Origin of the sequence: Planococcus sp. PAMC 21323 (assembly GCF_000785555.1) — a bacterium.
Classification (GTDB): domain Bacteria; phylum Bacillota; class Bacilli; order Bacillales_A; family Planococcaceae; genus Planococcus.
Genome location: NZ_CP009129.1, coordinates 2231370 through 2257099 on the forward strand (window position 1 = coordinate 2231370; position 25730 = coordinate 2257099).

At 36.7% G+C, this 25730-nt stretch carries 22 protein-coding genes; 7 read left to right on the forward strand and 15 right to left on the reverse strand.

All coding sequences use genetic code 11. The annotated features are described in order from the left end of the window. Nucleotides 1-40: 40 nt before the first annotated feature. From PLANO_RS11240 to PLANO_RS11275, 8 genes are all read right to left on the reverse strand, one after another. Nucleotides 41-1327, reverse strand: a complete 1287-nt coding sequence (locus tag PLANO_RS11240) for a nucleotide sugar dehydrogenase (RefSeq protein ID WP_038704540.1) — start codon at nucleotides 1325-1327, stop codon at nucleotides 41-43. Nucleotides 1328-1465: 138 nt separating this feature from the next. Further along, nucleotides 1466-1969: a sugar-transfer associated ATP-grasp domain-containing protein gene (locus PLANO_RS11245; protein ID WP_038704541.1), complete on the reverse strand. Its 504-nt coding sequence runs from the start codon at nucleotides 1967-1969 to the stop codon at nucleotides 1466-1468. 18 nt (nucleotides 1970-1987) lie between these two features. After that, a complete protein-coding gene (locus PLANO_RS11250) occupies nucleotides 1988-2923 on the reverse strand; it encodes a polysaccharide biosynthesis protein (RefSeq protein WP_038704542.1) in 936 nt (311 codons plus the stop codon). Between the two features lie 33 nt (nucleotides 2924-2956). After that, nucleotides 2957-3652, reverse strand: coding sequence for a CpsD/CapB family tyrosine-protein kinase (locus PLANO_RS11255; protein ID WP_038704543.1), 696 nt, complete (start codon nucleotides 3650-3652; stop codon nucleotides 2957-2959). Next, nucleotides 3594-4382 (reverse strand): YveK family protein, encoded by a 789-nt coding sequence (locus PLANO_RS11260; RefSeq protein WP_038704544.1) that lies wholly within the window; start codon nucleotides 4380-4382, stop codon nucleotides 3594-3596. Before PLANO_RS11260 ends, PLANO_RS11255 begins: the two co-directional genes overlap by 59 nt. Before the next feature lie 199 nt (nucleotides 4383-4581). Then, nucleotides 4582-5274, reverse strand: coding sequence for a response regulator transcription factor (locus PLANO_RS11265; protein WP_442956638.1), 693 nt, complete (start codon nucleotides 5272-5274; stop codon nucleotides 4582-4584). A gap of 18 nt (nucleotides 5275-5292) precedes the next feature. Next, nucleotides 5293-8583 (reverse strand): ATP-binding protein, encoded by a 3291-nt coding sequence (locus PLANO_RS11270; protein WP_038704546.1) that lies wholly within the window; start codon nucleotides 8581-8583, stop codon nucleotides 5293-5295. Between the two features lie 292 nt (nucleotides 8584-8875). Continuing rightward, on the reverse strand, nucleotides 8876-10549 hold the full coding sequence (locus PLANO_RS11275; protein WP_038704547.1) for a sensor domain-containing diguanylate cyclase: 1674 nt from the start codon (nucleotides 10547-10549) through the stop codon (nucleotides 8876-8878). Nucleotides 10550-10822: 273 nt separating this feature from the next. On the opposite strand from PLANO_RS11275, the gene PLANO_RS11280 reads away from it, so the two are divergent. After that, on the forward strand, nucleotides 10823-11581 hold the full coding sequence (locus PLANO_RS11280; RefSeq protein ID WP_038704548.1) for an NRDE family protein: 759 nt from the start codon (nucleotides 10823-10825) through the stop codon (nucleotides 11579-11581). A 40-nt stretch (nucleotides 11582-11621) separates the two neighbouring features. On the opposite strand, the gene PLANO_RS11285 is transcribed toward PLANO_RS11280, so the two are convergent. Next, complete coding sequence (locus PLANO_RS11285) at nucleotides 11622-12041, reverse strand: GNAT family N-acetyltransferase (protein WP_038704549.1); 420 nt, start codon at nucleotides 12039-12041, stop codon at nucleotides 11622-11624. Between the two features lie 140 nt (nucleotides 12042-12181). Between PLANO_RS11285 and uvsE the strand changes: the two genes are divergently transcribed. Beyond that, nucleotides 12182-13054: a UV DNA damage repair endonuclease UvsE gene (uvsE, locus tag PLANO_RS11290; RefSeq protein ID WP_038704550.1), complete on the forward strand. Its 873-nt coding sequence runs from the start codon at nucleotides 12182-12184 to the stop codon at nucleotides 13052-13054. Between the two features lie 31 nt (nucleotides 13055-13085). Here uvsE and PLANO_RS11295 read toward each other — a convergent pair whose 3' ends face one another. Both PLANO_RS11295 and PLANO_RS11300 read right to left on the reverse strand, forming a co-directional pair. Beyond that, the gene (locus tag PLANO_RS11295) at nucleotides 13086-14417 is read right to left on the reverse strand and encodes a sensor histidine kinase (RefSeq protein WP_231554718.1); all 1332 of its coding nucleotides are present in this window, start codon (nucleotides 14415-14417) and stop codon (nucleotides 13086-13088) included. A gap of 6 nt (nucleotides 14418-14423) precedes the next feature. Further along, nucleotides 14424-14906: a sigma-70 family RNA polymerase sigma factor gene (locus PLANO_RS11300; protein WP_038704551.1), complete on the reverse strand. Its 483-nt coding sequence runs from the start codon at nucleotides 14904-14906 to the stop codon at nucleotides 14424-14426. 238 nt (nucleotides 14907-15144) lie between these two features. Here PLANO_RS11300 and PLANO_RS11305 point away from each other — a divergent pair, with 238 nt between their 5' ends. After that, nucleotides 15145-15615 carry a competence protein ComK gene (locus PLANO_RS11305; RefSeq protein WP_038704552.1) on the forward strand — a complete coding sequence of 157 codons (471 nt, stop codon included), beginning with the start codon at nucleotides 15145-15147 and terminating at the stop codon, nucleotides 15613-15615. 70 nt (nucleotides 15616-15685) lie between these two features. On the opposite strand, the gene PLANO_RS11310 is transcribed toward PLANO_RS11305, so the two are convergent. Next, nucleotides 15686-16207 (reverse strand): GyrI-like domain-containing protein, encoded by a 522-nt coding sequence (locus PLANO_RS11310; RefSeq protein WP_038704553.1) that lies wholly within the window; start codon nucleotides 16205-16207, stop codon nucleotides 15686-15688. A gap of 240 nt (nucleotides 16208-16447) precedes the next feature. Between PLANO_RS11310 and PLANO_RS11315 the strand changes: the two genes are divergently transcribed. Both PLANO_RS11315 and PLANO_RS11320 read left to right on the forward strand, forming a co-directional pair. Continuing rightward, nucleotides 16448-17266, forward strand: coding sequence for a TetR/AcrR family transcriptional regulator (locus tag PLANO_RS11315; protein ID WP_038704554.1), 819 nt, complete (start codon nucleotides 16448-16450; stop codon nucleotides 17264-17266). Between the two features lie 16 nt (nucleotides 17267-17282). Further along, nucleotides 17283-20423 carry an efflux RND transporter permease subunit gene (locus PLANO_RS11320; protein ID WP_038704555.1) on the forward strand — a complete coding sequence of 1047 codons (3141 nt, stop codon included), beginning with the start codon at nucleotides 17283-17285 and terminating at the stop codon, nucleotides 20421-20423. Between the two features lie 368 nt (nucleotides 20424-20791). Here the strand turns inward: PLANO_RS11320 and tagH are convergent, their stop codons facing one another. Genes tagH through PLANO_RS11335 form a run of 3 tightly spaced genes read right to left on the reverse strand, consistent with a single transcriptional unit; the run spans nucleotide 20792 to nucleotide 23599 of the window. Beyond that, complete coding sequence (gene tagH, locus PLANO_RS11325) at nucleotides 20792-21610, reverse strand: teichoic acids export ABC transporter ATP-binding subunit TagH (protein WP_038704556.1); 819 nt, start codon at nucleotides 21608-21610, stop codon at nucleotides 20792-20794. 17 nt (nucleotides 21611-21627) lie between these two features. Continuing rightward, a complete protein-coding gene (locus tag PLANO_RS11330) occupies nucleotides 21628-22434 on the reverse strand; it encodes an ABC transporter permease (protein WP_038704557.1) in 807 nt (268 codons plus the stop codon). 49 nt (nucleotides 22435-22483) lie between these two features. Then, complete coding sequence (locus PLANO_RS11335; protein ID WP_081976692.1) at nucleotides 22484-23599, reverse strand: CDP-glycerol glycerophosphotransferase family protein; 1116 nt, start codon at nucleotides 23597-23599, stop codon at nucleotides 22484-22486. Nucleotides 23600-23929: 330 nt separating this feature from the next. Here PLANO_RS11335 and tagD point away from each other — a divergent pair, with 330 nt between their 5' ends. Continuing rightward, nucleotides 23930-24322, forward strand: coding sequence for a glycerol-3-phosphate cytidylyltransferase (gene tagD / locus PLANO_RS11340; protein ID WP_038704558.1), 393 nt, complete (start codon nucleotides 23930-23932; stop codon nucleotides 24320-24322). Further along, a complete protein-coding gene (locus PLANO_RS11345) occupies nucleotides 24319-25488 on the forward strand; it encodes a CDP-glycerol glycerophosphotransferase family protein (protein WP_038704559.1) in 1170 nt (389 codons plus the stop codon). Before tagD ends, PLANO_RS11345 begins: the two co-directional genes overlap by 4 nt. Nucleotides 25489-25730 lie beyond the last annotated feature (242 nt).

A 25730-nucleotide genomic window follows, 5' to 3' on the forward strand; every position in this document is an offset into this window, starting at 1 on the left:
AAAAAAAAACCTTCCTAATGCAAAGGTTTTTAACTTGAAACTATAAACGCCATAATTGAATTTTTTCTGGCTTTGTAGTTACTTCTAACACACCTTTAATATCAATGACTATTCCTTGCTGTTCGATCAACAAGCCTTCAAACAGCTTCCAACTAGTATCTTTGTAAGGTTTATGCGGAACAGCTAAAACAACTGCATGTGCCGGTTGCAGCTCTTGATGAGACGACAATTCTGTAGAATAATAACTATAAACATCTTCTGTAGAAGCATATGGGTCAGCTATTTGAACTTTGATACCGTGCAGTCTCAACTCTTTAACAATATCTACAACTTTAGAATTCCGTAAGTCTGGAACATCTTCTTTAAAAGAAATTCCTAATATTGTTACAAGCCCTTTAGCTAAATCGATATTTTTTTGCATCATTTTCTTAATTAATACTTTAGCTACAAATTGACCCATGCGATCATTTAATTTGCGGCCCTGTAAAATCACTTCAGATTGATGACCTAAAGCTTTCACTTGATCTGTCAAATAAAATGAAGCAAGTTCGATTTCTTTTCCACCGACAAGACTTGGGGCAACTTTTACAAAGTCGCGTTTACTTCCGGCTGTAGCAAGTACTTCCTGGGTATCGATTTTTAAACGCTCACATATTAATGCCAGTTCGTTCATCAAAGCTATATTTACGTCTCGTTGAATATTTTCTATTAATTTTGCTGTTTCAGCGACACGAATCGAAGGCGCCTTGTAAATTCCACCATTCACTACACTGCCATATACATGTGATAAGAACTCTGTCACTTCTGAACTTTGACTTGCAATCACTTTTTTCACTGTGTAAAAATTATTCTTTTTGTCGCCAGCCAATGTTCTTGGCGGAGAATAGCCGACAAAAAACTCTTTGCCATTTTCATACCCCGAATATTTTTCCAACAAAGGGATACAGACTTCTTCTGTCATTCCAGGTGCCACAATTGTTTCGTAAACCACTACCGCTCCTTTTTTCATGTGGTTTCCTACGAATTTACTCGCTTCTTTTAAAGCGGAGATATCCGGTATCTGATTTTCATCAATAGCTGATGGCACAGCTATAATGATAAAACCTGCTCTTTTCAAATCTAAAGGGTCCATTGTAAAGTTGATTGATGAATTAGCCAATTCTTCACGACTTATTTCATTTGTTTTATCTACCCCTAATAACAGAGCCTGTATTCTGGCTTTACTTATGTCATAGCCTGTAACTGGATATTTCTGATTAAAAGCAACCGCTACGGGCAATCCGACATAACCCAATCCAACTATTGCTATTTTTAGATTGTGTAACATAATGACAGATTCCCCCCTTCTTCTACTCTCTTTACCTTTTCGGATTGCCCATTCAATAATTCAAATTTCTATTTAAACATCTTTAGGCAACTAAAGTAGACATCAAATGGATTTCAAGCAAAATTACGCCTCGCCACTTTACAATAAGTTTTCTTTCTCCTTTAACCAAGTAATTAAAATAGCCTTGCCTTTTGAATCGAGAGCCAATTTCCATGAAATCACATCGTCTACTTTATTTTGAATATGCAGGTTAATCGCATAAGATTTGAGTTTATCAAAATGAGGGATTTGACTTCCCTCAAAAACAAAACGCGTTTGAGGATGCTTGTCGATTTTTTGAAGAGTTTTTAAATTATACGCATATGGCTTTAAATTCCCCTCTTGATCTAAGCCGCACGAAACTTCTCCAAGTTGCTCTTCAAATCCATTAGTACTATCTATTAAGCCTAGCTCTAGACTTCCCGATAATAATGCTACCGTGTTATTTTCGCAATAAGTGACCAAATGGATAATATTCAACGAATATGGGTAAATTTTATTTAAATAGGGATGTTGTTCTATCATATCGTCATTTTGGAATGGCACATTTCCCCCAAAAACTTCGTCGAAAATATTTTCACTATGATATTTCTCTTCTCCCATTTTTTCCACCCTTCCGTTTTAATGCTTAATGATTGATATCATAAGTTCTTGTACTTCATCCTCAGAGGCTGATTTCAGCTGTTTTAATAGACGTGCCATTTCTATTTGACTAAGCTCTTTCTGCTTTGGAAGTTCTGTGTAAACAAATTTATTTTTGTTGTTAGTTAAGCTTCCTTTATCAAACGCAATCGTAGTACCGCCAACTTGAAGAATTTTATGAACTGCGATGATCACTTCTGTTTGCTGCTCAAATACTGTATAAAATTTTGATGCTAAATGGTCCGTATAAAAATTTTTAGGTAGTCGGATAATAATGTATTTTGTCAAACCAGTTTTGGCTATACTCTCGACAGTAATTTCAACTAATTTTTTGGCAGTTCCTTTCAGATCGATTGGCTGTTCTGCCTGTTCAGAGGAAACGAGAATAAATACACCTACATGATATCGACTCGCCGCTTCTGCTATATTATTTGCACCTATCGCATGGTCATATACGGCTTCTACAAATTGTTCTTCCGTAAAATCAATTTGATGATTGCCCGCTGTATGATAGATAACATCTGGCATATATCTTTCAACAACTTCGAAAACTTTTTTCTTATCTTGTATATTAATGATAATAGGGATAATTTCTATTAGATCTCCTAATTGCTTTTTCAGCTCATATTCAACTGTATAAATTGATTGAGGACCATGCCCAACTAGCAAGATACGCTCAGGCGAAAGTTTCAGCAATTGACGACTAATTTCTGATCCGATTATTCCACCTGCTCCAGTAATCATTACGACTTTTCCTGTAAGATGTTTTATCCTCGACAAGCTTTTCTGCTCAAGTTTTTTTTCGAAACTTTCAAATCCTTCCAATACATAAGAACGTACTTGCCGAAATGAAATAAGAAAAGTCTTCTGAGAACGATGAAAAACTCTGCGTATATATCGTTTGTCGATCCTCATACGTTTTCTTCCTTTCCTTTCAAATCGGTTTAATTACTCACTATAGTTATGGTAATAATAGTTTTCACTAGTTAGTGGATAATTATTTAAAACCACGCCTAAAATAAAGGATTTTGCGGTTGCTAAAGAATCTCGTGCTTTTTCAACACTAACTTTTTCCGATTTTCCTGTATTGACTACCAATACCGTTCCATCACATCTGTTCGCTAAAATTTTAGCATCTGTAACGGATAGTATTGGAGGAGAATCAAAGAGTACATAATCATAAACTTCCCGCATTTCTGCCATTAACTCATCCAATATTCCCGATTCCAATAATTCAGCTGGATTAGGTGGAATTTGTCCACTCATAAGCAAATCCAAATTAGGAATCCCACTTGCTTTAACTGATTGCTTCAAGTTTCCTTTTCCTAAGAGTAAATTGGACAGCCCTGTATTATTGCTTAATTGAAAAGTTCTATATAATGTAGGACGGCGCATATCAGCGTCAATCAACAGGACTCTTTTTCCTGTTTCTGCAAAAACGATGGCCATATTCGCAGCAGTTGTAGACTTTCCTTCTTCTTTAGAAGCCGAGGTAAACAAAATGATTTTCGACCCTAACTCAGGAATTGAAAAGTTAATATTTGTTCGAATTGTTCGGTATTGTTCTGCTGCAATTGAATGTGGGTTAGTACGAACTACCAGTTTTCTTGGCATTAATCTTTTTGTCTTGTTCGCTGTCCGCATACATATCCTTCTCCAATCTGTCTGTTAAATTTGATGGCTTCTCCATTTTCATATTGCTATCTACAGGACTCACAATTCCTAAAATTTGCAGTCCTGCCATTTCTTCAATATCTTCTTCAGAACGCACAGTCGTGTTTAGTTGATCCAAAATCAACGTAATGGCTACTCCGAATACCAAGCCCACAACTGCACCTAATGCCATATTGAAAACCGGATCAGGACGAATAGGCTTTGGACTTGCAGTCATCTCAGCTGTAGCCAATATACTGACATTATCAACTTTCATCATTTGTTGTATTTCTTTTTGAAAAACCTGCGCAATTGTATTCGCAACAAGTACAGCCTGGTTCATCGATGAGTCCTCGACAGATACAGTTACGACTTGTGAACTATCAACATTGTTAACTGTAATTCGTTCTGTTAAGGATTGAGCACTCTCTTCAAGTTTTAACTCTTCAATTACAGTATTTAAAATAGCAGGGCTTTTAATAATGACGTTATAGGTACCGATTAATTGAAGATTAGTATTAATATCAAGACTGTTCACTTCTTGACTACTTGTAGTGTTTTGATTTACTAAAATTTGAGTGGTCGCTTTATAAACCGGCTTCATAATCGTATAGCTCGCTACCGCAGCAAACACAACAAACGCGAGAGTAATAAAAATGATTAAAGCTTTTCTCTTGTGCATCGCTTTCAGGAATTTATTTAGATTAAATGTACTCTCCATAACTAAATCCTCCTAAGATTCATCCTTTGTAACTAGTATATTAGAAGTCAAAGGTTAAATACACGTTAAATAGTCTTAAAATTCAAATAAAATAATTTATTTTAGTTTTAATTAAAATAAAGTAGTTCTTTAGAATTACTTTATAAATGAAAAAGGCAGTAATATATAAAAAAACACTCGGATTTTAAGCCGAATGCTTTTACTCCCATATAAATTTATAGCCAAATCCTCGAACCGTTTGAATAAATTCTGGATGGGTCGGATCTTTTTCTATTTTCTTTCGTAATTTGCTAATATGCACTTTAACTGTTTGCATATCACCTTCAGAATAATAGCCCCATACTTGGTCATATAATTGTTCTGCCGTCCATACTCGATTTGGCGTCTGAGCCAAGAGCAATAATAATTGAAATTCTTTATGATAAAGCTTTACTTGAGTTCCTTCCAGATACAATTCGCGTGAATCTACATGTATGTGAAGGTCTTTATACTTCAAAATGGTCAGTTGATCTTCTAGACTATTTCTCCACCCATTTCGTCGAAGTATTGCGCGTATACGAGCCTCCAACTCATTGAAATCAAAAGGCTTTGTAATATAGTCATCGCCTCCAGCTTCTAACCCTCGAATCTTGTAGACCAATTCTTTTCGGTAACTAACAAATAGGATGGGCAAAGTAGTTTTGAGCCTAATTCTCCTACATACTTCTAGACCGTCTATTCCGGGCATTTCGACATCAAGCAAAATAAGGTCAGGCTTTTCTTTTTTTAATAATTCTAAAGCCTGATAGCCATCTTCTGCTTGGATAACTTCATAATCTTTTTTCAGAAGAAACAGTCGCATTAGTTCACGAATGCCTTCATCATCTTCTACAATCATAATAGTAGCACTCATCACTCTTCCCCCTTTGCTTTACTGAAAAGTTAATGGCAAAACAATAATAAAGACACTTCCTTGTTCTTCTATACTCTCTGCCCATATTTGTCCTTTATGCGCCAAAATAATTTCTTTAGCAATTGCTAATCCGAGTCCACTTCCTTTATAGCTAGTAGAACTATTGATTTTGTAAAAACGTTCAAAGATATGTGGTAAAGCATCTTTTCTAATTCCAGAACCATTGTCTGCAATGCGAATGATAAGTTCTCCATCACAATCATCATCTAAAATTGCTTTATCATTATTGTTGGCAAGAATTTCAGTCGTTAGTGTAATTTCCCCTTCTTCTGAGGAAGTGTGTTTAACAGAGTTCCAAAGAATATTAGAAATTACTTGATCCAAACGATCTAAGTCTATTGTGATCAATGGCTGATTAACATGGTCTTTGTTTTGGGTGCCTAAATACTCAAAAGCACGTCCGCTTTGCGTGACATCAGATGCCATCGATTCTGCTAGTCTTGTTATCCAGCTTTCCAAACTTCTTTCCCCAAAACGCAACGTCATATGTCCCGATTTGTATTCAGTCAATTCAACAAGGTCTTCTGTGAGACGCTCCAAAAGTAATAATTTTTTATGAATCATATCTAAGTAGCGTGGATTGTTTTCTTCGATTAAACTTTCTTTAACTGCTTGAATATAGCTATGGATTAACGTTATGGGTGTTCCCAACTCATGTGAAATGGCAGATAACATTTCATTTCTTGATTTTTCGATTTCTTGAATTTCATCATTTACCGTCAACAAGTTTAAGTTGGTAATTTCAAGTTCCATTGTACGTTCTTTCACGTTACGCTCAAGAAAATAATTTAGATTAGTGATTTCTTGCGTCAAACTGCTCGTATTCGCTAAGGTCCCAACGCGCAGTAAAAACTCTTCTTTATCGCAAGGCTTTAGCAAATAATCATTTGCACCAGCAAGAAACGCTCTCTTTTTCTCTTGTAAACTGTCCACGTTTGACATCATTAAAATTGGCAACTCCGTCAATGTATAGTTTGTACGAAGTCGTCTACACAACTCTTCACCCGTGCTATCGGTTAAGCAACCGTCCATCACAATTAAATCTATTGATTTATGTGATAATAATTTTATTGCAGATTGCCCGTTTTCTGCCCCAATCGCTTTATAACCTTGTGATCTTAATTGACGCAGTAAGACAATTCGATTGATTTCTTGTGAGTCAATTACAAGAATATGCATCTTTTTCTGCGATGAACGCTGTTTCAAAATTGAATCGGCTAACTGTGAGACAGTCATCTCTTTAGTGATCGACTCATAACGATCTTTAAGTTGGATAGAGTCAGTCTTGTTATCCAATGGAATAGTAAAGCTAAATTGCGAGCCCTTTCCTGGTTGCGACTCTATTTTTATCTTAACACCGTCAAATTCCACTATGTTTTTCATACTATTCAAATCCATCCCATGCTTTTTTGATGAATTATCTTTTGAACTATTCCATTCAAATAGGGCGGGAATATCCTCTTTTTTTATCCCTTCACCCGTGTCTTTCACTATAATTTCTAGCTTGTCCTCTACAACTTGCGCCGATACGACAATCTCTCCCACGTGCGTATGACGAATAGAGGTGTCGATTAAGTTATACAATATTTGCTGCAAACGATCGGAATCAGCAAATACTTTAGGTAAAGATGACGGTAACGTGTGATAAAGCATTACTCGATCTGTTTGAATAAGAGGTCGACAAAGCGCTAGAACTTCTGTGCACAGCTCGTCAATAGCAATAGCCTCTTCTCGTACAGGTGAAAAATCTTCTGTATCATTGGAGAAATCGAGAATGTCATTAACTATATGCGCCATGTCTTTACCAGTTGCCACCAAGGCGTTCAATTGATTCATCATAGCAGGAGTTACTTTTTCATTGTTTGACGATCGAAGCGTTTCCGCAATCCCAATCATGCCATATAAAGGTGTTCGCAAACCAGTAGAGGTATGCGTCAGTAATTCATCTTTCCGTTTATTGTCATTTTTCAATGCATCTATTTTCATTAATTGGCGTTTTCTCGCCTGAAACTCTAGCTGCTCTTTCTCTTGTTGGTTTACTTTTTCTTTAGACCGCAATGCTATTGCAGTAAGTAATAAAACAATCCAACTGCAAAAACAAAGTACATATTGAACTATTTCTATATAAGGAAGAATGGCTGTTACAGTCAAAAAAGAAAGTAAAAGTAAGATGATTGAAATTGATAACGCCACAGCATACGAACGAATATAAGAAACTCTTTCTCCCCTAATAGACAGAACGATACTTAATGACAATAGCACGGATAAACAGGCAGTTGCGAATAAAGCGGCACTCGCTACTGCATAGTTAAAATAAGAGAGAACAAACAACACTGATGTAAATACCAATACGATCCGTGCAATTTTCGAAAGCCAAGGTAATTTGAATTCACTTGATAAAAGTTCTTTTGTAATCAACAAAAACAACAGGCTTACTGTTCCAAAAGTGACTAAGATTGTTTGACCATACCACCATTGTAAATTCGGCCAAATATAAGAAATACTCCACCCTTGCCATGTAGAAGTTACGATAAGTATTGAAAAAGCCAAGAAAAGTAAATATAGAAAACTGACTTGCCGAGAAGTTCTATACCATTTTATACACCATAAACAAAAAACAAGGCATATACCGCCGATCAATCCAATTAATGTCATAATTTGATTTGATTTTGTACTGAATGCCGTCTGTTCCCATATCTTCAAAGGAAGATGCATGCCTGCTTGTGATTCTACTCTCATAAAAAAAGTGTGTTCGCCTGAATTAGGTACAACAAGTTCAAATACAGGTGGATGCTCCGAATAAACACCTTTAGAATCAGTTTGTCCGCCTTCTACCCTACTAGCAGAATACTTTCCTGAAGACTCTGGAGAGTAGAGTATCGCTTTATCGATAAACACATTTGCAAGTTCAAGTAACCACTCTTTATTTTCAGAGCTATCTTCAACAGTAAACCTTATCCAATAGACGTCTGAAGAAAATCCTTCATTTGGAACTCCGCCTTCATTTTGAACAAAATTCCAACTAGAAGGCGGATTTAATAGATCTTCAACTGTATACGTGCCCTCCCTATCCACAAGAATTTGCAAATTCTCTGAAAGAGATACCTTGCTGGTACGATTATTTAATTGTACAGTCTCATTTTCACTATATGCGCTAACTGATTCTTCAATTTCGAGAAAAAAGAAAAAAATCCAAAAAACACAGCATAGTCCAATAATTATGGTATTTTTCGGATATAATCTCTTCATTTACTCACCTCAAATAGTTTAAAACATAATAATTCCATGACTTGCTACATTTTTTCTTGATTATCGCTAAAGAAATCAGCATTTTATTACTAAAATAGTTTCATTTAAGGTACATATGATTACAAAAACGACCATTATTTGTATTTTAAGTAGGATTTATGGTTTAAAAAAATCATACCATTTTTCATATTAAAAGAAAACTTATTTCGTTTCTGAAAATTCAAACCATACCTAATACCTAATGAAAATAATATTTATATATTTCACATAAAAAAGCATAAACCCCATAGGTTCATGCTGGACTTACGTGAAACGAATTTTTTTCTTGCCTTTTTGCATGATACATAGCTAAATCTGCACGCCTCATTAGAGTTGATATGGAAACCTTCTCCTGAGGAGCAATGGCAATCCCCATGCTGATTGAAATTTCGAAAGACAACTCTTGTACATTAATAGGCATTTTCATCGCTCGATAAATAACATCAGTTACTTCTGTTATTTGTTCTTCGCTATCCACATTTGTCAAAAGTATGATAAATTCATCTCCGCCTAAACGTGAAGCTATATTTTCACCATGCATACAACTGTTTAAACGATGTCCAAATTCCTGAATAACCGCATCTCCAATTTCATGCCCCCACTGATCATTGATTTGTTTAAAGTCATCAATATCTAGAATAAGCACTGCCAATCTTGTACGACTTTCTTCGTCCATCTCTAATTTACCAGTGGCATATTCCTGGAAGTAACGGCGGTTTGGCAATTCTGTCAAACTATCATAATAAGCAAAATGCTTAAGTTGGTTTTCATAATCTTTTTGAATCGAAATGTCTCTTGCTACAATTACCATATGATTAAACTTCTTATCTTCTCCTAATACGGGTTTGCCAGCTAATTCTGTCCATATCCAACCTTTTTCTTTATGCAATAGACGGAGTTGCTCTCGAAAAGTTGTGCTATTTTTTGCGGCATGATCAAAACTGTCAGCAACTCGTTGTTTGTCTTCGGCATGTATACGAAAATAAGATTTCTTTTGCATAATTGAATCTGCACTAAAACCAAATATATTTTCGGAAGATGGTGACACATATAAAAATTGTCTATGTTGATCCATCAATACAATAACATCGTGAACGTTTTCAGCAATGATCCGAAAATTCTCTTCTCCAACTTCATAAAGGCCAGAGATTTCGTCTACTTCAGTCATATCTTTAGCAATCATATAAAACCCATTAATTACTCCTTTAACATTTATCGGAATAAACTTAACTAAACATGAAATTTGAAGTGCTGATTTATTAAGAATTTGAAGACGTTCGTCTTTAATTTCTCCTAATTTCGCCAGTTCAAAAAAGCCTTTTGCCCGTTCTTGGTCTTCTGCACTAAATAAACGAACAAAATTTTCTCCAATTAACTCTTCCATCAAGAACCCGTTCAATTTAATACTCGCAGAATTCCCACCTGTAATACGTCCATTAAAGTCTAATGTAAAAATGGCATCCGCGTTGCTATCAAATAAAGACTGGTAACGCGCACTACTTTCTTCTAAACGGTCGCGTGCTCTTTCACTTTCTAACTTTGCTATTTTTTCACTCGTGATGTTTTTTACTAAACTAACAATATGAGTACATTTTCCAGAACGATCAAAAAGAGGAGTCATTAAAGTTTCCGAATACAACAACTCACATTCGGTTGAATAAAAAGAATCTTCATAGCTCATACTTTGACTTGTTAAAAATACTTCCTCATATTTTTCATGCAGAAATTCTGCTTGCTCTTTAGGATGTGCTTCTTGAAATGTTTTACCAAGTGCATCAGGTGTTAACGAAGTTTTATCGATTACTGCTTCGTTAAAAAAATCGTATGTGAAAGAACCAACTTCATCAATTTTTATAACGAATACCATTTCTTTAATTCCATCCATTAATATGCGCACATATGATAACGAAGTTACTTCTTTCTCCATACTTGGGCCTCCTAAATACTTCAAAATTTCTAATTCCTTAGAATTATCTTTTAATAGTATAACAGAATATAATCTTATCAGAACCTTTAGTCCTTATATAATTCTTTTAAATTCATAAAAAGCAGTTTAATTGTATTATAAAATAAATAAAATATGCGGATTTATATCAAAAAATCTATATTATGCGACATATTTATTTGTTTATAAGACAAGTTGAACTTTCTGTCATTGGTCACGCTGATTGTCTATAATAAAGTAAAAAGGGGAAAAATTATGTGCTTAATAAACCTGCAATTCCGAAATCACCCTCGCTATAAATTAATCATCGCTGCTAATCGGGATGAATTTTATAGTCGTCCCGCTGCACCTGCTCAGTTTTGGAACGATGAACCATCCATACTCGCTGGCCGGGATTTGACACAAATGGGAACGTGGCTAGGTGTGACAAAGCAGGGGCGCATTGCCGCTTTAACAAATTTTAGAGATCCGACAAATTTAGAGGCAGGCTCGTTATCTAGAGGAGCTGTCGTGAAAGATTTTTTAGCTTCTACAAGTTCACCAGAAGATTACTTACAGTCGATTAATCCTGAGCAATATGCTGGATTTAACCTGATTGTCGGAGATGCTGAAAAATTAGTTTATTACAACAATATTCAAAATGAATTTTATACAATCCCTCCTGGTACGCATGGTCTCAGCAACCATTTTTTGAATACCCCATGGCCAAAGGTAACAAGAGGAAAAGAAAACCTTGCTTCCTATATGGCACAAACAGAAGAAGCGGATTTAGAAGAACTTTTTGGAATTTTATCAAATGCTGATCATGCACAAGACTCCCACCTTCCGAACACAGGTGTTGGCTTGGATTTAGAACGGATGTTGTCTCCTATTTTTATTAAGACTCCCGATTACGGAACACGTTCTGCGACGATTGTTTTAATTTCACACGATAATATACTAACCTTCGCCGAAAGAAATTTTGAAAAAGGGCTGTTTAAAGAAGACATCGTATATGATTTTAAAATCAAATGACAAAAAATAAGAGCAACCCAATCATTTGATTGGGTTGCTCTTATTTCAACTCTTTGTACATATAATAATGCGTATATCCTTTCGGAAAATCTTCTAATTTACCCATCTCCATAAATCCCAATCGCTTATAAAATTCTGGTGCTTGAAAGCTGAAGGTCTCTAATCGAATAAAACGACATTCTTTCTTAATTGCCAATGCTTCAGCTTCCTGGATTAATTGCTGTCCTTTTCCTAATCCACGTAACGATTCATCTACCCATAAAATATCAATAAAAAAGCATTCCCAATCGATATGACCGACAAGTCCAGCAAGTATCGTTCCTTCGTCATTTTTTATCATGAGGTTAACTTTTTCTTCTTCTGTGTAATCCACTAGACTTTTATTGTGCTTTATTAATTGATACTTTAGGAAATATGTCTCTTCTTCTTGATATCCTGTATGTATTGTTAAGTTGGTCATTTTAATCACCTCTTTATTATAATTGGCGTTTCTATTTGTAAGTATACCTTGCTTGCCTCGTAATATTCTATGTAATAACTGGATTTTTGGAATGTACGACGGGAAGAAAGGGTATACGTAAAAGAAGGAGTTGAAATTGCATGAAACTTGGTTATGCTTGCATGAACACAGAATTAAAAACCGTATTTAAAACATTGCGCGTAGCGACTGCAGAAGCAGAAGGTACTGACAAGATAAAGGAACTCACATTAAAAAATTTAAAAACTACACTTGACGTAGTTCATTGGAATTTGGAACACGCTATTTACTTTTACCGTGCTTCTAGTTCGATCGTTCCACTTTCTACACATCCGATTAACGACTGGATATGGTGGGAAGACCCCGATGTGTTGGCAATCACAGAAGAGATTAAAGCGTTTGTCGAAAAGCATAATATGCGAATTTCTGTTCACCCTGGTCAATACACAGTCATCAATTCACCCAAACCTGAAGTTGTCCTAAAATCAATTGAAGATTTAGAGTATCACGATAAACTCATCCAACTACTTGGTGGTACCGACATTATTCTTCATACAGGCGGCGCATATGGTGATAAAGACACAGCAAAACAACGATTTGCCGATGTTTACTTAGAACTTTCACCAAGCATACGACAGCGATTACGTTTAGAAAATGACGATAAAACATATACGATTCGAGACGTTTTGGATGTCCATCGTCTTTGTAACGTACCCATTTGCTTTGATATTCATCATCATAATTGCAATAACGATGGTGAATCTATAGATTACGCTGAAATTCTTAAAACCTGGGAAGGCTATGGCAAACCCAAAGTCCATATTAGTACCGGAAAAGAAGGCTTTACAGATCTACGTCATCATAACTTAGTATCTGAAACTGACTTCCAAGAATTATTGCTTCTATTAAACGGCATCGATGTCGACATTATGTTCGAAGCCAAATTAAAAGAACAATCTGTTCTTCCTTTTGTTCATCAACTAGCAAACAAATAAAAGCAGCGCCCTCTCTTAAGGGTGCTGCTTTTTAACTTCTGTGAGAAGGGAATTCCAAAATAAATTCGGTTCCTCTGTCTTTTTCTGAATCCACAAGAATTTGACCGTTCATCTGACTAACAATGCTATACGTGACCATCATGCCGAGTCCTGTTCCTTTAACTTTACTCGAGAAATAAGGCTCTCCCAAACGTCGTACTTCTTCTTTTGTCATGCCTATTCCTTTATCAATAACGTGTACACTTACTTTTGTAGAAGTCGATTTAACAGCAATAGCCAACTTCCCGCCACGTGGCATCGCTTCAATGCCATTACGAATGATGTTAACTAATGCTTGTTGGAATTTATGACGATCCATTAAAATAGCTGTTGTTTCATCCATTTCTGTAATATGCATTTCTACATCTTTTACCTTTGCGTATGGCATCATAATTTTTATCACATGAAGAACTTCATTAGAAACAGCAAAGGCTTCTAGTTGTCCATAGGTAGGCTTCGCATAAACAAGGTAATCATCGATTAAATCTTCCGCAGACTCAATTTCTGTTAAAACCATATCGTGGAACTCGATTTGCTTGTCGCGACTATAGTCGTATTCTTTCATCAATTGAACAAAGCCTTTAATACTTTGAAGCGGATTTCGCAATTCATGAGAAACTGCTGCTGCAAAATGACTAACCGTTTCCATTTTTTCATGCTTCAACAGGGAATTGTACATATATTCTTGGCGCTGTATATGTTCAATCAGCAAAGCCGTTAAAGCAATAACCCCTCCTTGATTGAGCATCAACATGATCCATATTCCAATAATGTCATGAACCGGATCTCCAAAAATGAAGTAACCCGCAAACATATTAAATAACAGTGAGATAATCGAAATACTAAAAACCAAACTAACTTTCTTTAGTCGATTAATGCGCATATACATTGGACGCAAAAACGGAACACAAACTGCGACTAGAAATTGATTGAGTATGGCAATATACATTCCATCTCCACCAATAAGTATGCGGCTAATAGCTGCCACTAAAAATAAAATAGCTGATACAAGTGGTCCTCCGTAAAGCGCTCCCAAAATCATAGGTACTTGACGGAGGTCAAAAATATAATCCTCTGAAACTACTTGATAAGGAAATACCATGCAAAGGACGATTGAAATTGAAAATAGTAAAGTTAAAATAAGTCGATGACTAACAAAGAAGTTTCGTTGGCCCGTTGTCGTCAACATCTGATATACAATAATCGGGAATATGATGAAGAAGATATTATTAATCATGCCTGTCATCATTGCTTCCAAATTTACCATCTCCACTTCTGTCCATTCGTAATTATTAGTATACATTTCCCGTTTGTTCTCTACCATCGTTATTTACTTCTTATAAGGATGAGGTGTTCTAGCTCTCAATTTGTTTACCAATCGCTCACGCCTTTTTTTCATTCCTGCTATCGAAATATTTTCAGTATGAGCTAGTTCGGTCAAACTATACCCTTTCACATAAAAAGCATCTAAAAGCCATTTTTCATGATCATTTAATGCACTCACTTCCACCCAATCCGGTAAACTATTTTCACTGTCTACTATAATGTCTTCTTGTATATCTGGACTAAGCAGATTTGTTTGTTCATTTCGTTTTGTATCTCGCTTTAATTCATCTAGCATTGCTCCTTGAATACTACGATATGCAAAAGGAGTAAAATTTCCTTTTGCATCATCGAAACGTTGCCAAGCCTGCCATAAGGCAATATTGCCAATTTGACGAAACGTATCAAAGTCACGGTAAATATGAAGCTTACGAATAATCGCTGAAATCATGGGAGCATATTGGTTTGCTACTTCTTCAAAGTTTTTCAATTTCTTATCCTTCTGAACGTTCGTTGATTCCCGGGTATGTACAGAATAAAAGATGGAACTGTTACAAGCTAATTGGTCATTTCCTTGTTTACGCTGCCATACCTTTCGTTTCTCTTTACTAAACAGATCGTTTTCACCATTAAATCGTCAGAACAATGCATATTTTCTAAAAATAGATTGTCACGTAAAGTCGAAGGTGGTAAAATTTTCATGTGTTTAGAAAGGGGAGCTTTAGAAAGTGGAGAATTATGATGACAATTTACTTGATCGATCGGTGTTATTTGTAGAAAATTATTTTGAAAAAGATAAAAAATCTGAAATCACGACCAAAGATGGTGTATTTTATTCTCGTCATTCTGTTCTGACATTAATCGATAAAACGTGTATGATGTTCGCATCCACTTATGAAGGTCGTGTAAAAGCAACACGACATAACCTGAAGCAACATAAGAAAACAACACTGCTCATCTCAGAAGATGGATTGGCTGCTTATCCCACAAAGTCTCCAGACCATCCAGACTGTGTATGGATCTTCAATCATCATTACCGCCTCGAAACGATCGCTCCGAACAGGACCCGCATCTTCTTTGATGAGTTCAAGGTCTCGACAGAAGTCAACGTTTCAATTGGCATCTTGCAAAAACAGCGAAGCCGTATGTACGAAATGATTTATTATTATTCTAACGTCCGTGAAAAGCACAAATCTTAACTGAAATCGCAAAGACACCTCTCTCTGTACTGGTTCTAGCCCAATACAGAGAGAGGTGTCTTTTCATTTTTTACGCCGCGTCGTCCCCTAGCAATAAAAATGCAATTCGAATAGCCCAATTGTTTAAATCTTTTTCTGTCTCAAAGTCATTCACGTAAAACTCAAAGCGCCCGTTCCAAATTTCCGCTTCTCCTTCCCAGCGTTTATCGATATCCAACCCTTCCTCCATAGTCCACTGCTCTAAAGCTTCGAGGGACTTCTCCAAATTCTCAGGATGACCCTTATGCATAGCGGTTGCGTATGAACCTCCTGGTATATAACCAACCACTACACGTCTGTCGCCAGCGATCATGCGTTTAACTGGTACACCCACTTCCATTTTGTACTTGCCTTCTGAATCCCCCATACACCAATAGCGAAAAAATGGTGCACCTGCTGGTTTAATATTTTGTGATTTCAACCACTCAAACAATTCTCCTACAAGCCCATTAACTTCTTCCCATTCTGACAAGCCTGCTAACACGGAAATTCCGACGTAAGGTTGCTCTGTCCGCTCTTCAACTAATGGCTCACTAATGTATTTCTGTAGCATCCGACCCTCTCCTCTATAAACGATTAAAGGTACTTTCTTCTCTTCTATACCCACCATAATAGGCTTTTCAATCGCTCGTAGCGAAATTTAGAGTGAATACAGTTCACAAAGCACAAAAATCACTAAATAACTTACTTGAAAACGAAGACTTTCAAATTGACTTTATACCTATTTCTCTATAATCTAAGAAAGTTGACCGATGAGTCACTTAAAGTGACCGAGCGGTTTAAGGAGGATTTAATGAACAAACGATCAGAGTTAATGAAACAAGCCGTACAGTTATTTTCTTTAAAAGGTTTTCACCAAACCTCGGTTCAAGAAATAGCAGAAGCCACAGGAATTTCGAAAGGTGCTTTTTATAAACATTTCGAATCAAAGGAAATTCTTTTTATCGAGATTTTAAAACAACATCATCAAGAGATTATGACAGAGATCTCTAATGCACAGTCGACTATCGATGATGACAATAAAGACATCTTCAGAAAAAAACTAGCCATCGAAATTGAGCGAACACTTTCCAATCATGAGTTTTTCATGATGGTATTCAAAGATTTTACACTCACTGAAAGTGAAACGTTAAAAGAAGTTTTCATGGAACTTAGACAGTCGACAATTATGCTACATAAAACAATTTTATTAGACACTTATGGAGTAGAGATCGAGCCGTTTTTACCGGATTTGGTCGCAATTCTCGAAGGCTTGATGCAACAATACATTTTTGTTCTAGTATTTGAAGAAAAACAAGTATCTACCTCGAAACTTGTCAATTTCATCACGGCTACGATTGATGCTGTTGTTCAAAATTTAGAGATGATGGAACCCGTCTTAAATGAGGCTCGTTCGCCAATCGCAACAATCGAAGAAGGCTTTCAGCAAATTGCTTATAAGATTAAAGCTACCGATACTAATCAAGAAAAACTATTGGCGTCCCTTAATTTATTGAAAGAGCAAGTCCAACAAGACAACCCTCAAGAGTTTTTAATCGAAGCTTTATTGATTTATTTAAAGCAGTTTTCGTTTATTAAAAACGAAGTCATCTATTTAGAAAATTTCATCTAAAAAAGGAGCAAATAACTTGAAACAAATTATTGATTTTTCTTTAAATAACAAATTTGCGATTTGGATTTTGACGGTTATGATCGTTGCAGCTGGTTTATATGCAGGCTTAACGATGAAACAAGAATCCATTCCAAGCATCACCCTCCCTGCTGTTACAGTTGTTACTGTCTATCCGGGCGCAGCACCTGACGAAATTATGGAAGAAGTCACAGTTCCTATGGAGCAACGAATTCAAAGCATGAACGGTGTAGAGCTGGTAACATCCACTTCGATGGCCAACGCTTCAACTATTCAAGTCCAATACGATTTTGAAGTAGATATGGACCAAGCAACTCGTGATTTGGAAGATGCTTTATCAAAAGTCACGATTCCTGAGGAAGCAAACGATCCTCAAGTATCTCGTCTTAGCTTAGATGCATTTCCTGTTCTCGCGTTAAGCATAAGTAATTCGGACAGTTCACTAGAAGAACTAACCGCAACTGTAGAAAATGATGTATTGCCCGCTTTAGAAGGCGTACCCGGATTGTCTGAAGCTCAAGTTTCCGGACAACGCGTACAAAAAGTTACCATAACTTTTGACCAGCAAGCATTAGCACAGTACGGCTTAACAGAAGACACTATCCAACAACTGATTAAAGGGTCGAATTTAACATTCCCGCTTGGATTGACGAATTTCGATGGTGAATTAAAAAATCTAGTTATTGATGGAGATATCACATCTATTGACGATTTGAAAAACTTACAAATCCCAGCTGTTCCTCAATCTGCAGCTACAGCTCCACCTGAAGCACCTACTGAAACACCAGCCGGATCTCAAGTACAACCACCTGCTGCTGCACCTACTGAAATCCCGACTGTTGCGTTAAGTGATTTGGCTGACATTCAACTTGTCAGTGAAGCAGAGTCAATTTCACGAACAAATGGCGAAGAAGCAATCAGTATTTCAATCATCAAGTCACCTGATGCGAATACTGTAGAAGTAGTAAATGATGTTCAAGAAATTATTTCGGAGATGGAAGAGGAATATGGTTTAACCGCTTCTTCTTCATTTGACCAAGGAGAGCCAATCGAAAAATCGGTTGAAACAATGCTCAGCAAAGCCTTATTCGGTATTTTATTTGCGGTAGTCATCATTTTGCTATTCCTTCGTAGCTTTAAGACGACATTGATTTCGATTATCTCTATTCCATTGTCATTATTAATGGCGATTTTCCTATTAAATCAACTGGATATTACATTAAATATCATGACACTTGGCGCATTAACGGTTGCCATTGGTCGCGTAATTGATGATTCGATTGTTGTTATCGAAAATATCTATCGTCGCATGGCCCTACCCGGAGAGAAATTACGTGGCAAAGAATTGATCCGCGAAGCGACGCGTGAAATGTTCTTACCTATCTTTTCATCTACTGTGGTCACGATTGCCGTATTTTTACCACTTGCGCTTGTTAGTGGACAAATCGGCGAATTGTTCTTACCGTTTGCATTAGCAGTTGTTTTTGCGCTATCAGCTTCTTTATTAGTCGCTGTGACAATTGTTCCTATGATGGCACATTTAATGTACCGCAAACAATTGCAAAGCATGGGAACCGCTAAAAACACGCAAAAAGAACACAAGCCAGGAAAAATGGCCGCAAGCTACAAGAGAATTTTAGAGTGGTCATTAAACCATAAAATCGTCACGTTTGGTGGTGCTACTGTTGTTCTTGTTGCAAGTTTATTCTTGGTGCCGGTTATAGGCGTCAGCTTCTTGCCTGAAGAAGAACAAAAAATGGTTATGGCTACGTATAGTCCAGAACCTGGACAAACCCTAGAAGACGTAGAAGCTATCGCGCTAGATGCAGAATCTGCCATTGATGAACGTGATGGCGTGACATCTTATCAATATTCGCTTGGTGGAGACAACCCAATGTCTGCAATGGGTGGTGCTGGAAACAATTCGGCCTTGTTCTACATTGAATACGATGACGATTTTGAAGCTTTCAGTGATGAAAGCACAAAGTTAATCGAAGACTTGAACAACTCAACAGAATTTGGTGAATGGGCAAGTATGGACTTTGCAGCTACAGGCGGAAATGGCTTAGAGTTGTTCGTATATGGCGATAATGTAGAAGATATTCAATCTGCAATCACTCAAATTCAGCCATTCATGGAAGACAACGACGGTCTAGAAAATACAAAATCTAGCTTGACCGACGCTTATGACCAATTCACATTAGTCGCAAATCAACAAAGTTTGAGTGAAAATGGCTTGACTGCTGCACAAATCGGTATGGCTTTAAGTAGTGTAGGCGAAGCACCTGTTTTAACTACAGTTACTAACGAAGACAAAGACATTAATGTTTATATTGAAACCGAAAAAACCGAATATGCTGGAATTGATGATGTGACCGATGTAGAAATTCCAACAGCTCTTGGAACTTCCGTTAAAGTTGGCGATGTGATGACCGTAGAAGAAGGTAAATCGCCTGATACGATCAATCGCAGAGATGGTCAAATGTTTGCTTCTTTAACTGCAGATGTACTTGGCAACAACGCCGCTGACATTACTGCAGAAATTGATGAGCAAATTGCTGAAATTGATTTGCCAGCTGGTGTTGCAACAGATCACGGTGGTGTCACGGAGCAAATTAACGAATCGTTCACACAACTTGGTTTGGCTATGCTCGCAGCCATCGCCATTGTCTACTTTGTACTAGTTGTTACATTCGGTGGCGCATTAGCACCATTCTCTATCTTGTTCTCTCTACCATTCACAGTAATTGGTGTTCTCGTAGCACTGTGGATTACGGGAGAAGCATTAAGTGTTAACGCATTGATCGGTGTCTTGATGCTGATCGGTATTGTTGTAACAAACGCGATCGTTTTAATTGACCGAGTTATTCATATGGAAAAATCTGGACTTAGCACGCGCGAAGCACTTCTTGAAGGTGGCGTGACTCGTTTACGACCTATCCTAATGACCGCTTTAGCTACAATCGGAGCATTGATTCCTCTTGCCATTGGTATAGAAGGTGGCGGTGGTGGCTTAATCTCTCAAGGCCTCGGCATTACTGTTATCGGCGGGCTAATCAGTTCAACATTGCTGACATTGGTCATCGTACCGATCGTTTACGAAGTCGTAGCAAAATTCCGCAAGAAAAGAATAGATTAACCTAAAACAGGCAGCCCGAGTGTGAGCTGCCTGTTTTTTGTGCCTATTTTAGCTGACCGCACCTTGTTTACGTATAACCGCACCTTAACTGGTCGAGACCGCACCTCGCAGCGTGCTAACCGCACCTCAAACAGCAAAGACCGCACCTCAACAAGCGATAACCGCACCTTTCAAATAAATGCGAGCTCAAATGATAAGCTTTTTTCAAACAAGGCTAGTCTTTTTAGTCGACATGCCTTATTTCCCCGAGATTGTGTTGCTATTGTTTTCACATTATCGGTTATTTATTTGCAGACTTTTGTCTACTGTAATTCAAAAAATAACATTTCATTGTTTTTTAATACACATATAAAAAACCTGCGAAAATCCTAAAGGACTTCTACAGGTTTTTGATTTTTCTTGGATTGGCGATTGAGTGCGCTTGTTCTGTATTTCTTTTTTTCCGTTTTTGATAATGCCTTGTACTCTTCTAAGAAAGTTTCGTATTTGGTAATAACTTCTTTAGTTGGACCGTATTCTTTAACCACTCCAAATTCCAACCATAAAATTTGATCACAAAACTTTTTCATTTGTGAAATTGAGTGACTAACAAAGAACATTGTCTTTCCTTTTTGCTTAAACTCCATCATTTTATCTAAACTTTTCTCAGAAAAAGCTTTGTCACCTACGGATAACGCTTCATCTACGATTAAAATATCCGGATTCACACGTACCGAAATAGAAAAACCTAAACGTGATTTCATCCCACTTGAGTAAGTCTTTACAGGCTGATCGATAAATTTCTCCAGCTCTGCAAACTCGATAATTTCATCTTCCATCGCGGATATCTCTTTTTGAGAAAATCCGAGCATTAATAATTTTAGTTCGATATTTTCGCGACCTGACAATTTACCGTCAAGACCCGCATTTACTGCGATCAAAGCTACATCCCCGTTGCTTGACACGTGACCATTTGTCGAAGGAATAACGCCTGCGATGATATTCGCTAAGGTCGATTTACCAGATCCATTAATGCCAACGAGCCCGACAATCGAGCCTTCCTCAACTGTGAACGAGACATTTTGCAAGGCATAAAAGTTTTCCCCGTAATCTTTATATGGAACTAGCAGATCGAGCAGTCGTTCAGATTTTTTCTTATATAGTTTATAGCGTTTTGAGACATTTTTAACTTCTACTGAATTAACCAAATTTTTCACATCCAATTTTATAAAAAGTCAATAAACTGACTTCTGAATTTCACGTGAAGATAAGAACCGACAAGGAATGTTAATGCGACGACCCCAACAAAGTATAGGGTATAGGTTGGATTTTCAAGAAAGTACCACCCCTCACCAAGTAACGAATACCGATATCCTTCTATGACGTAATAGAAAGGATTGAGTTTTAAGAACACTTGCCAAGATTCTGGCAGCAATGTTGGCGGCCATAAAATTGGTGATAAATACAGCAGCATACGCATAACTGATTGCAGCAACATTTGCACGTCTCTAACAATAGTCGCCAACGTAGATGTGATTAGCGAAAGACTGAACAAGAATATGAGCAATCCAAGCATATAAATAGGCAATTGTAAGTAATAAATTGAAATAGGAAAACCTATAAACTGCAACACTAACATGCCGATAGCTAATAGGATCAAATGCGGATATAGCTGTGCAAAAATGGTGTAATTCGGAATCACGCTCATTGGGAAATTCATCTTGGCGAGCATCCTAATCTTGGTATAAATCGACTTGGAAGCTTTCATCACACTGCCGTTGATAAAGAACCATACGAGAATTCCGGCAAACATCCATTGGAAATATGGAATATCTCCAACGTCCGCTCGCTGCCTAATTCCAAAGCCGAAAACAAACCAATAGATCATAATTTGAATAGCCGGGTTAATAATCTCCCATGCTGCCCCCAAATAATTCCCTCTAGTTAAGCTTCGTAATTCATAAATAGACAGCCTATTAATTAAATAAGAGAACTTAACTTGTTCTTTAATTACTTTTATAGCTGATTTCATAGGAATCCTCACTTACTCACTTTTTATCTTAATGATTGCTTTATTTCAATTATTTTAAAAAAGCGTTCACGACACGCTCAGTCGCCCTTCCATCTTCAAGAGATGAAAAGCGCTGTTTAAACTCCATGAAAGCTTGATTTGATTGGACATCACTATCTTTCAAATCTAGAATTGCCTGAAACAATTCACTTTCAGTTTGGACAATAGGACCTGGTGCGTCTTTTTCAATATCGATATAAAAACCACGCAATTGATCTCGATAGTTTTCTAAATCGTACATAAAGAAAATCACTGGACGATTTAAAATGGCATAATCGAAAAACACTGAAGAATAATCTGTAATTAACAGATCAGATGCTAAGTACAAATCACGAATGTCTGGGTAACGCGACACATCGTAAACGATTCCTTCATACGCTGAAAAATCAAAGTTCTCAGCAACTAAATAATGCATGCGGGACAAGAGCACCCAGTCTTCACCGAATTCCTTTTCCCAGTTTTTCAAATCAAATTGAAAATCAAACTTGTATTTACCCTTTTGATAAAATTCATTATCTCTCCACGTAGGAGCATATAACATGATTTTTTTATGTTCGGCAATCCCTAGTTCTTTTTTCAAATTACTGACTAAAGCTGGAGAGGTATTGGTTAAAACATCATTCCGAGGATAGCCCGACTCAATAATAGCACCATTATAATGAAAAGCACGTTTAAAAACTTCTGATGAATACGTATTAGGAGAAATCAAATAATCCCACTTCTCCGATTCCAATACGAAATTCTTTTTATAGGAATCTGTTTGGGTATTGGGCATATGAACTTCTTCGATATCAAGTCCTAGCTTTTTCAACGGCGTCCCGTGCCAAGTTTGCAAGTATACCGTCTCTTTAGGCTTGGGCATCCATAAAGGTAACCTTACGTTGTTTACCCAGTATTCCGCTCTTGGGAACATCCAAAACCATTTTATCGTGAATCTTTGGATGTATGGCACATTGAATTCTTCGAAAAGCTTAATCGCACTTTTATCTATGCTCCACAAAAGTTTATAGTCTGGACAATGCTCTTTCATATACTCGTATATTGCACGCGGATTGTCGCTAAATTGTTTTGCATGAAAACTTTCAAATACAACTAGCTTTTTCTTTTTCGGAAGTCTTCCCAGCACTACAAAAACTGCTCGAAAAGCTCTTCTTGTATAGCTACTATCTTTTAAACTTCTTATTTTTTGGATGAAACTCAAATTTTTCACCTAACTTCTTTCTAGTTAAATGGAATGGACAAAATTTATTAAAACAATTAGCATCCAGTCTCTTTTTATTTTATACTATAAGCGTTTCTATGGAACTTATATATGCAACTTTTCTTCTACAAAAGCGTCTAATCACTCATACTTCTCCCATATTTTCAATAGCTATTACACATGATAACATATAAGATGGTAACATAGCATATTGTGAAAAAATCGAAAATAAGCATTTTTGGAGTGAATACATATATGAAGAAAGTAATAACTTACGGAACCTTTGACTTAATCCACCATGGTCATATAAATATTTTGAAACGAGCAAAAGAAAACGGCGATTATTTAATCGTCGGCTTATCTACGGATGAATTTAATGCGATTAAAGGCAAAGCTGCCTATCACTCCTACGAAGAGCGCAAGCTCATACTCGAAGCTATTAAATACGTTGATGAAGTGATTCCTGAAAGTAATTGGGGCCAAAAAGAGTCGGACATTACTAACAACAAGGTTGACTTATTTGTGATGGGATCTGACTGGGACGGCAAATTTGACGAACTAAAGGACTATTGTGAGGTTCTTTATTTGCCACGAACAGAAGGCATTTCAACTACCAAAATCAAGACAGATCTTTTAAACAGCAAATGATTAAAGAGTTTGGAATTTCCATCTACCTCTTCTTGTTTAAAGTCCTGTTCGCCCTGTTCAAACTTTTCCCACTCAAAAACAAAACGGTCTTTCTTTCTTCTTTTGGTGATAATGCATTTTTTATTGCAAACGAGTTATCAAAATCACAGCAGCACCAAATGATTTTTATTAACCAATCCAAATGCAAAATCGATTTTTCAGCCATACCCACCAACAATAAAAAAATTTATAGCTTTGAAACATCCAATATTTTAGATACTTTCTTATCTATCTATCATTTGGCTACGTCAAAATATGTGTTTGTTGATAATTATGCCGGCGTTCTTTCCGTCATTAAATTTCGACAAGAAGTGAAATGTATACAATTATGGCACGCAGCTGGAGCTATTAAAAAATTCGGCTGGAGTGATCCTGAAACTTCCGCAAGAAGTGAACGTGCAAAGCTAAGATTTCAGCAAGTGTACGATCGTTTTCAATATATTCCTGTTGGCTCTCAACAAATGGCAGATATCTTCTCTGAATCGTTCCATGTTGATCAAAGTCATTTTATCTATACAGGTGTTCCACAGACAGATTTTTATTTCGATTCTGCAGCTAAGCAAAAAGCTCATGAAACTTTGCAAAGCTTATATCCCGCCATTACCGGAAAAAAAGTTGTTTTATATGCTCCTACTTTTCGTAAAAATTCGTTGAATAGCATGGAGTTACAGTTAAATGTAGAAGAGCTTCTAGAAAGATTGGACGAGCAGTATGTATTACTGATTCGACTACACCCTTCTGTACAAGAAGTCACAAACTTCACTGAGCATTCACGTGTTCTAATGGTAAATGACTACCCACACCTTAGTGAACTGCTCATTGTTAGCGATATTTTAGTTACAGATTATTCATCAATTCCAGTAGAATTTTCATTACTTGAGAAAAAAATGATTTTCTTCACCTATGATCTTGTCGAGTATGGGAAAACACAGGGGATATGGGCGGAAAATAGTTTGTACTTTCCCGGTCCAATTGTAAAGACAACTAGCGAAGTTATTGATCAGATTTTAGATCCTTCGGTTGATCACGAAAAGATCGATCAATTCCGCAAACATTGGAACACCTATTCGACAGGAAAAAGCACTTCTCAACTAATCACAGTCATTTATGATCCAAGCGATTTGTAAGTCAAAACCAGCAATCCAGTTTAATGGATTGCTGGTTTTCTTGTTTTCTTATTTTCTACGAATACACAGCTAGTTCTTTAGGATATAAATATCTTTTGAAATATCGGATTATTCAGTCAATAATAAGGCAAATCAACTAGTAATGTGGTATATTAGAAGTAGAATCTTTATATTGTCCCAACATACTGCCTACTCTCCTATACATACGCTGAATCAGCTTCAGCGAACTAAATAAAGGGGTG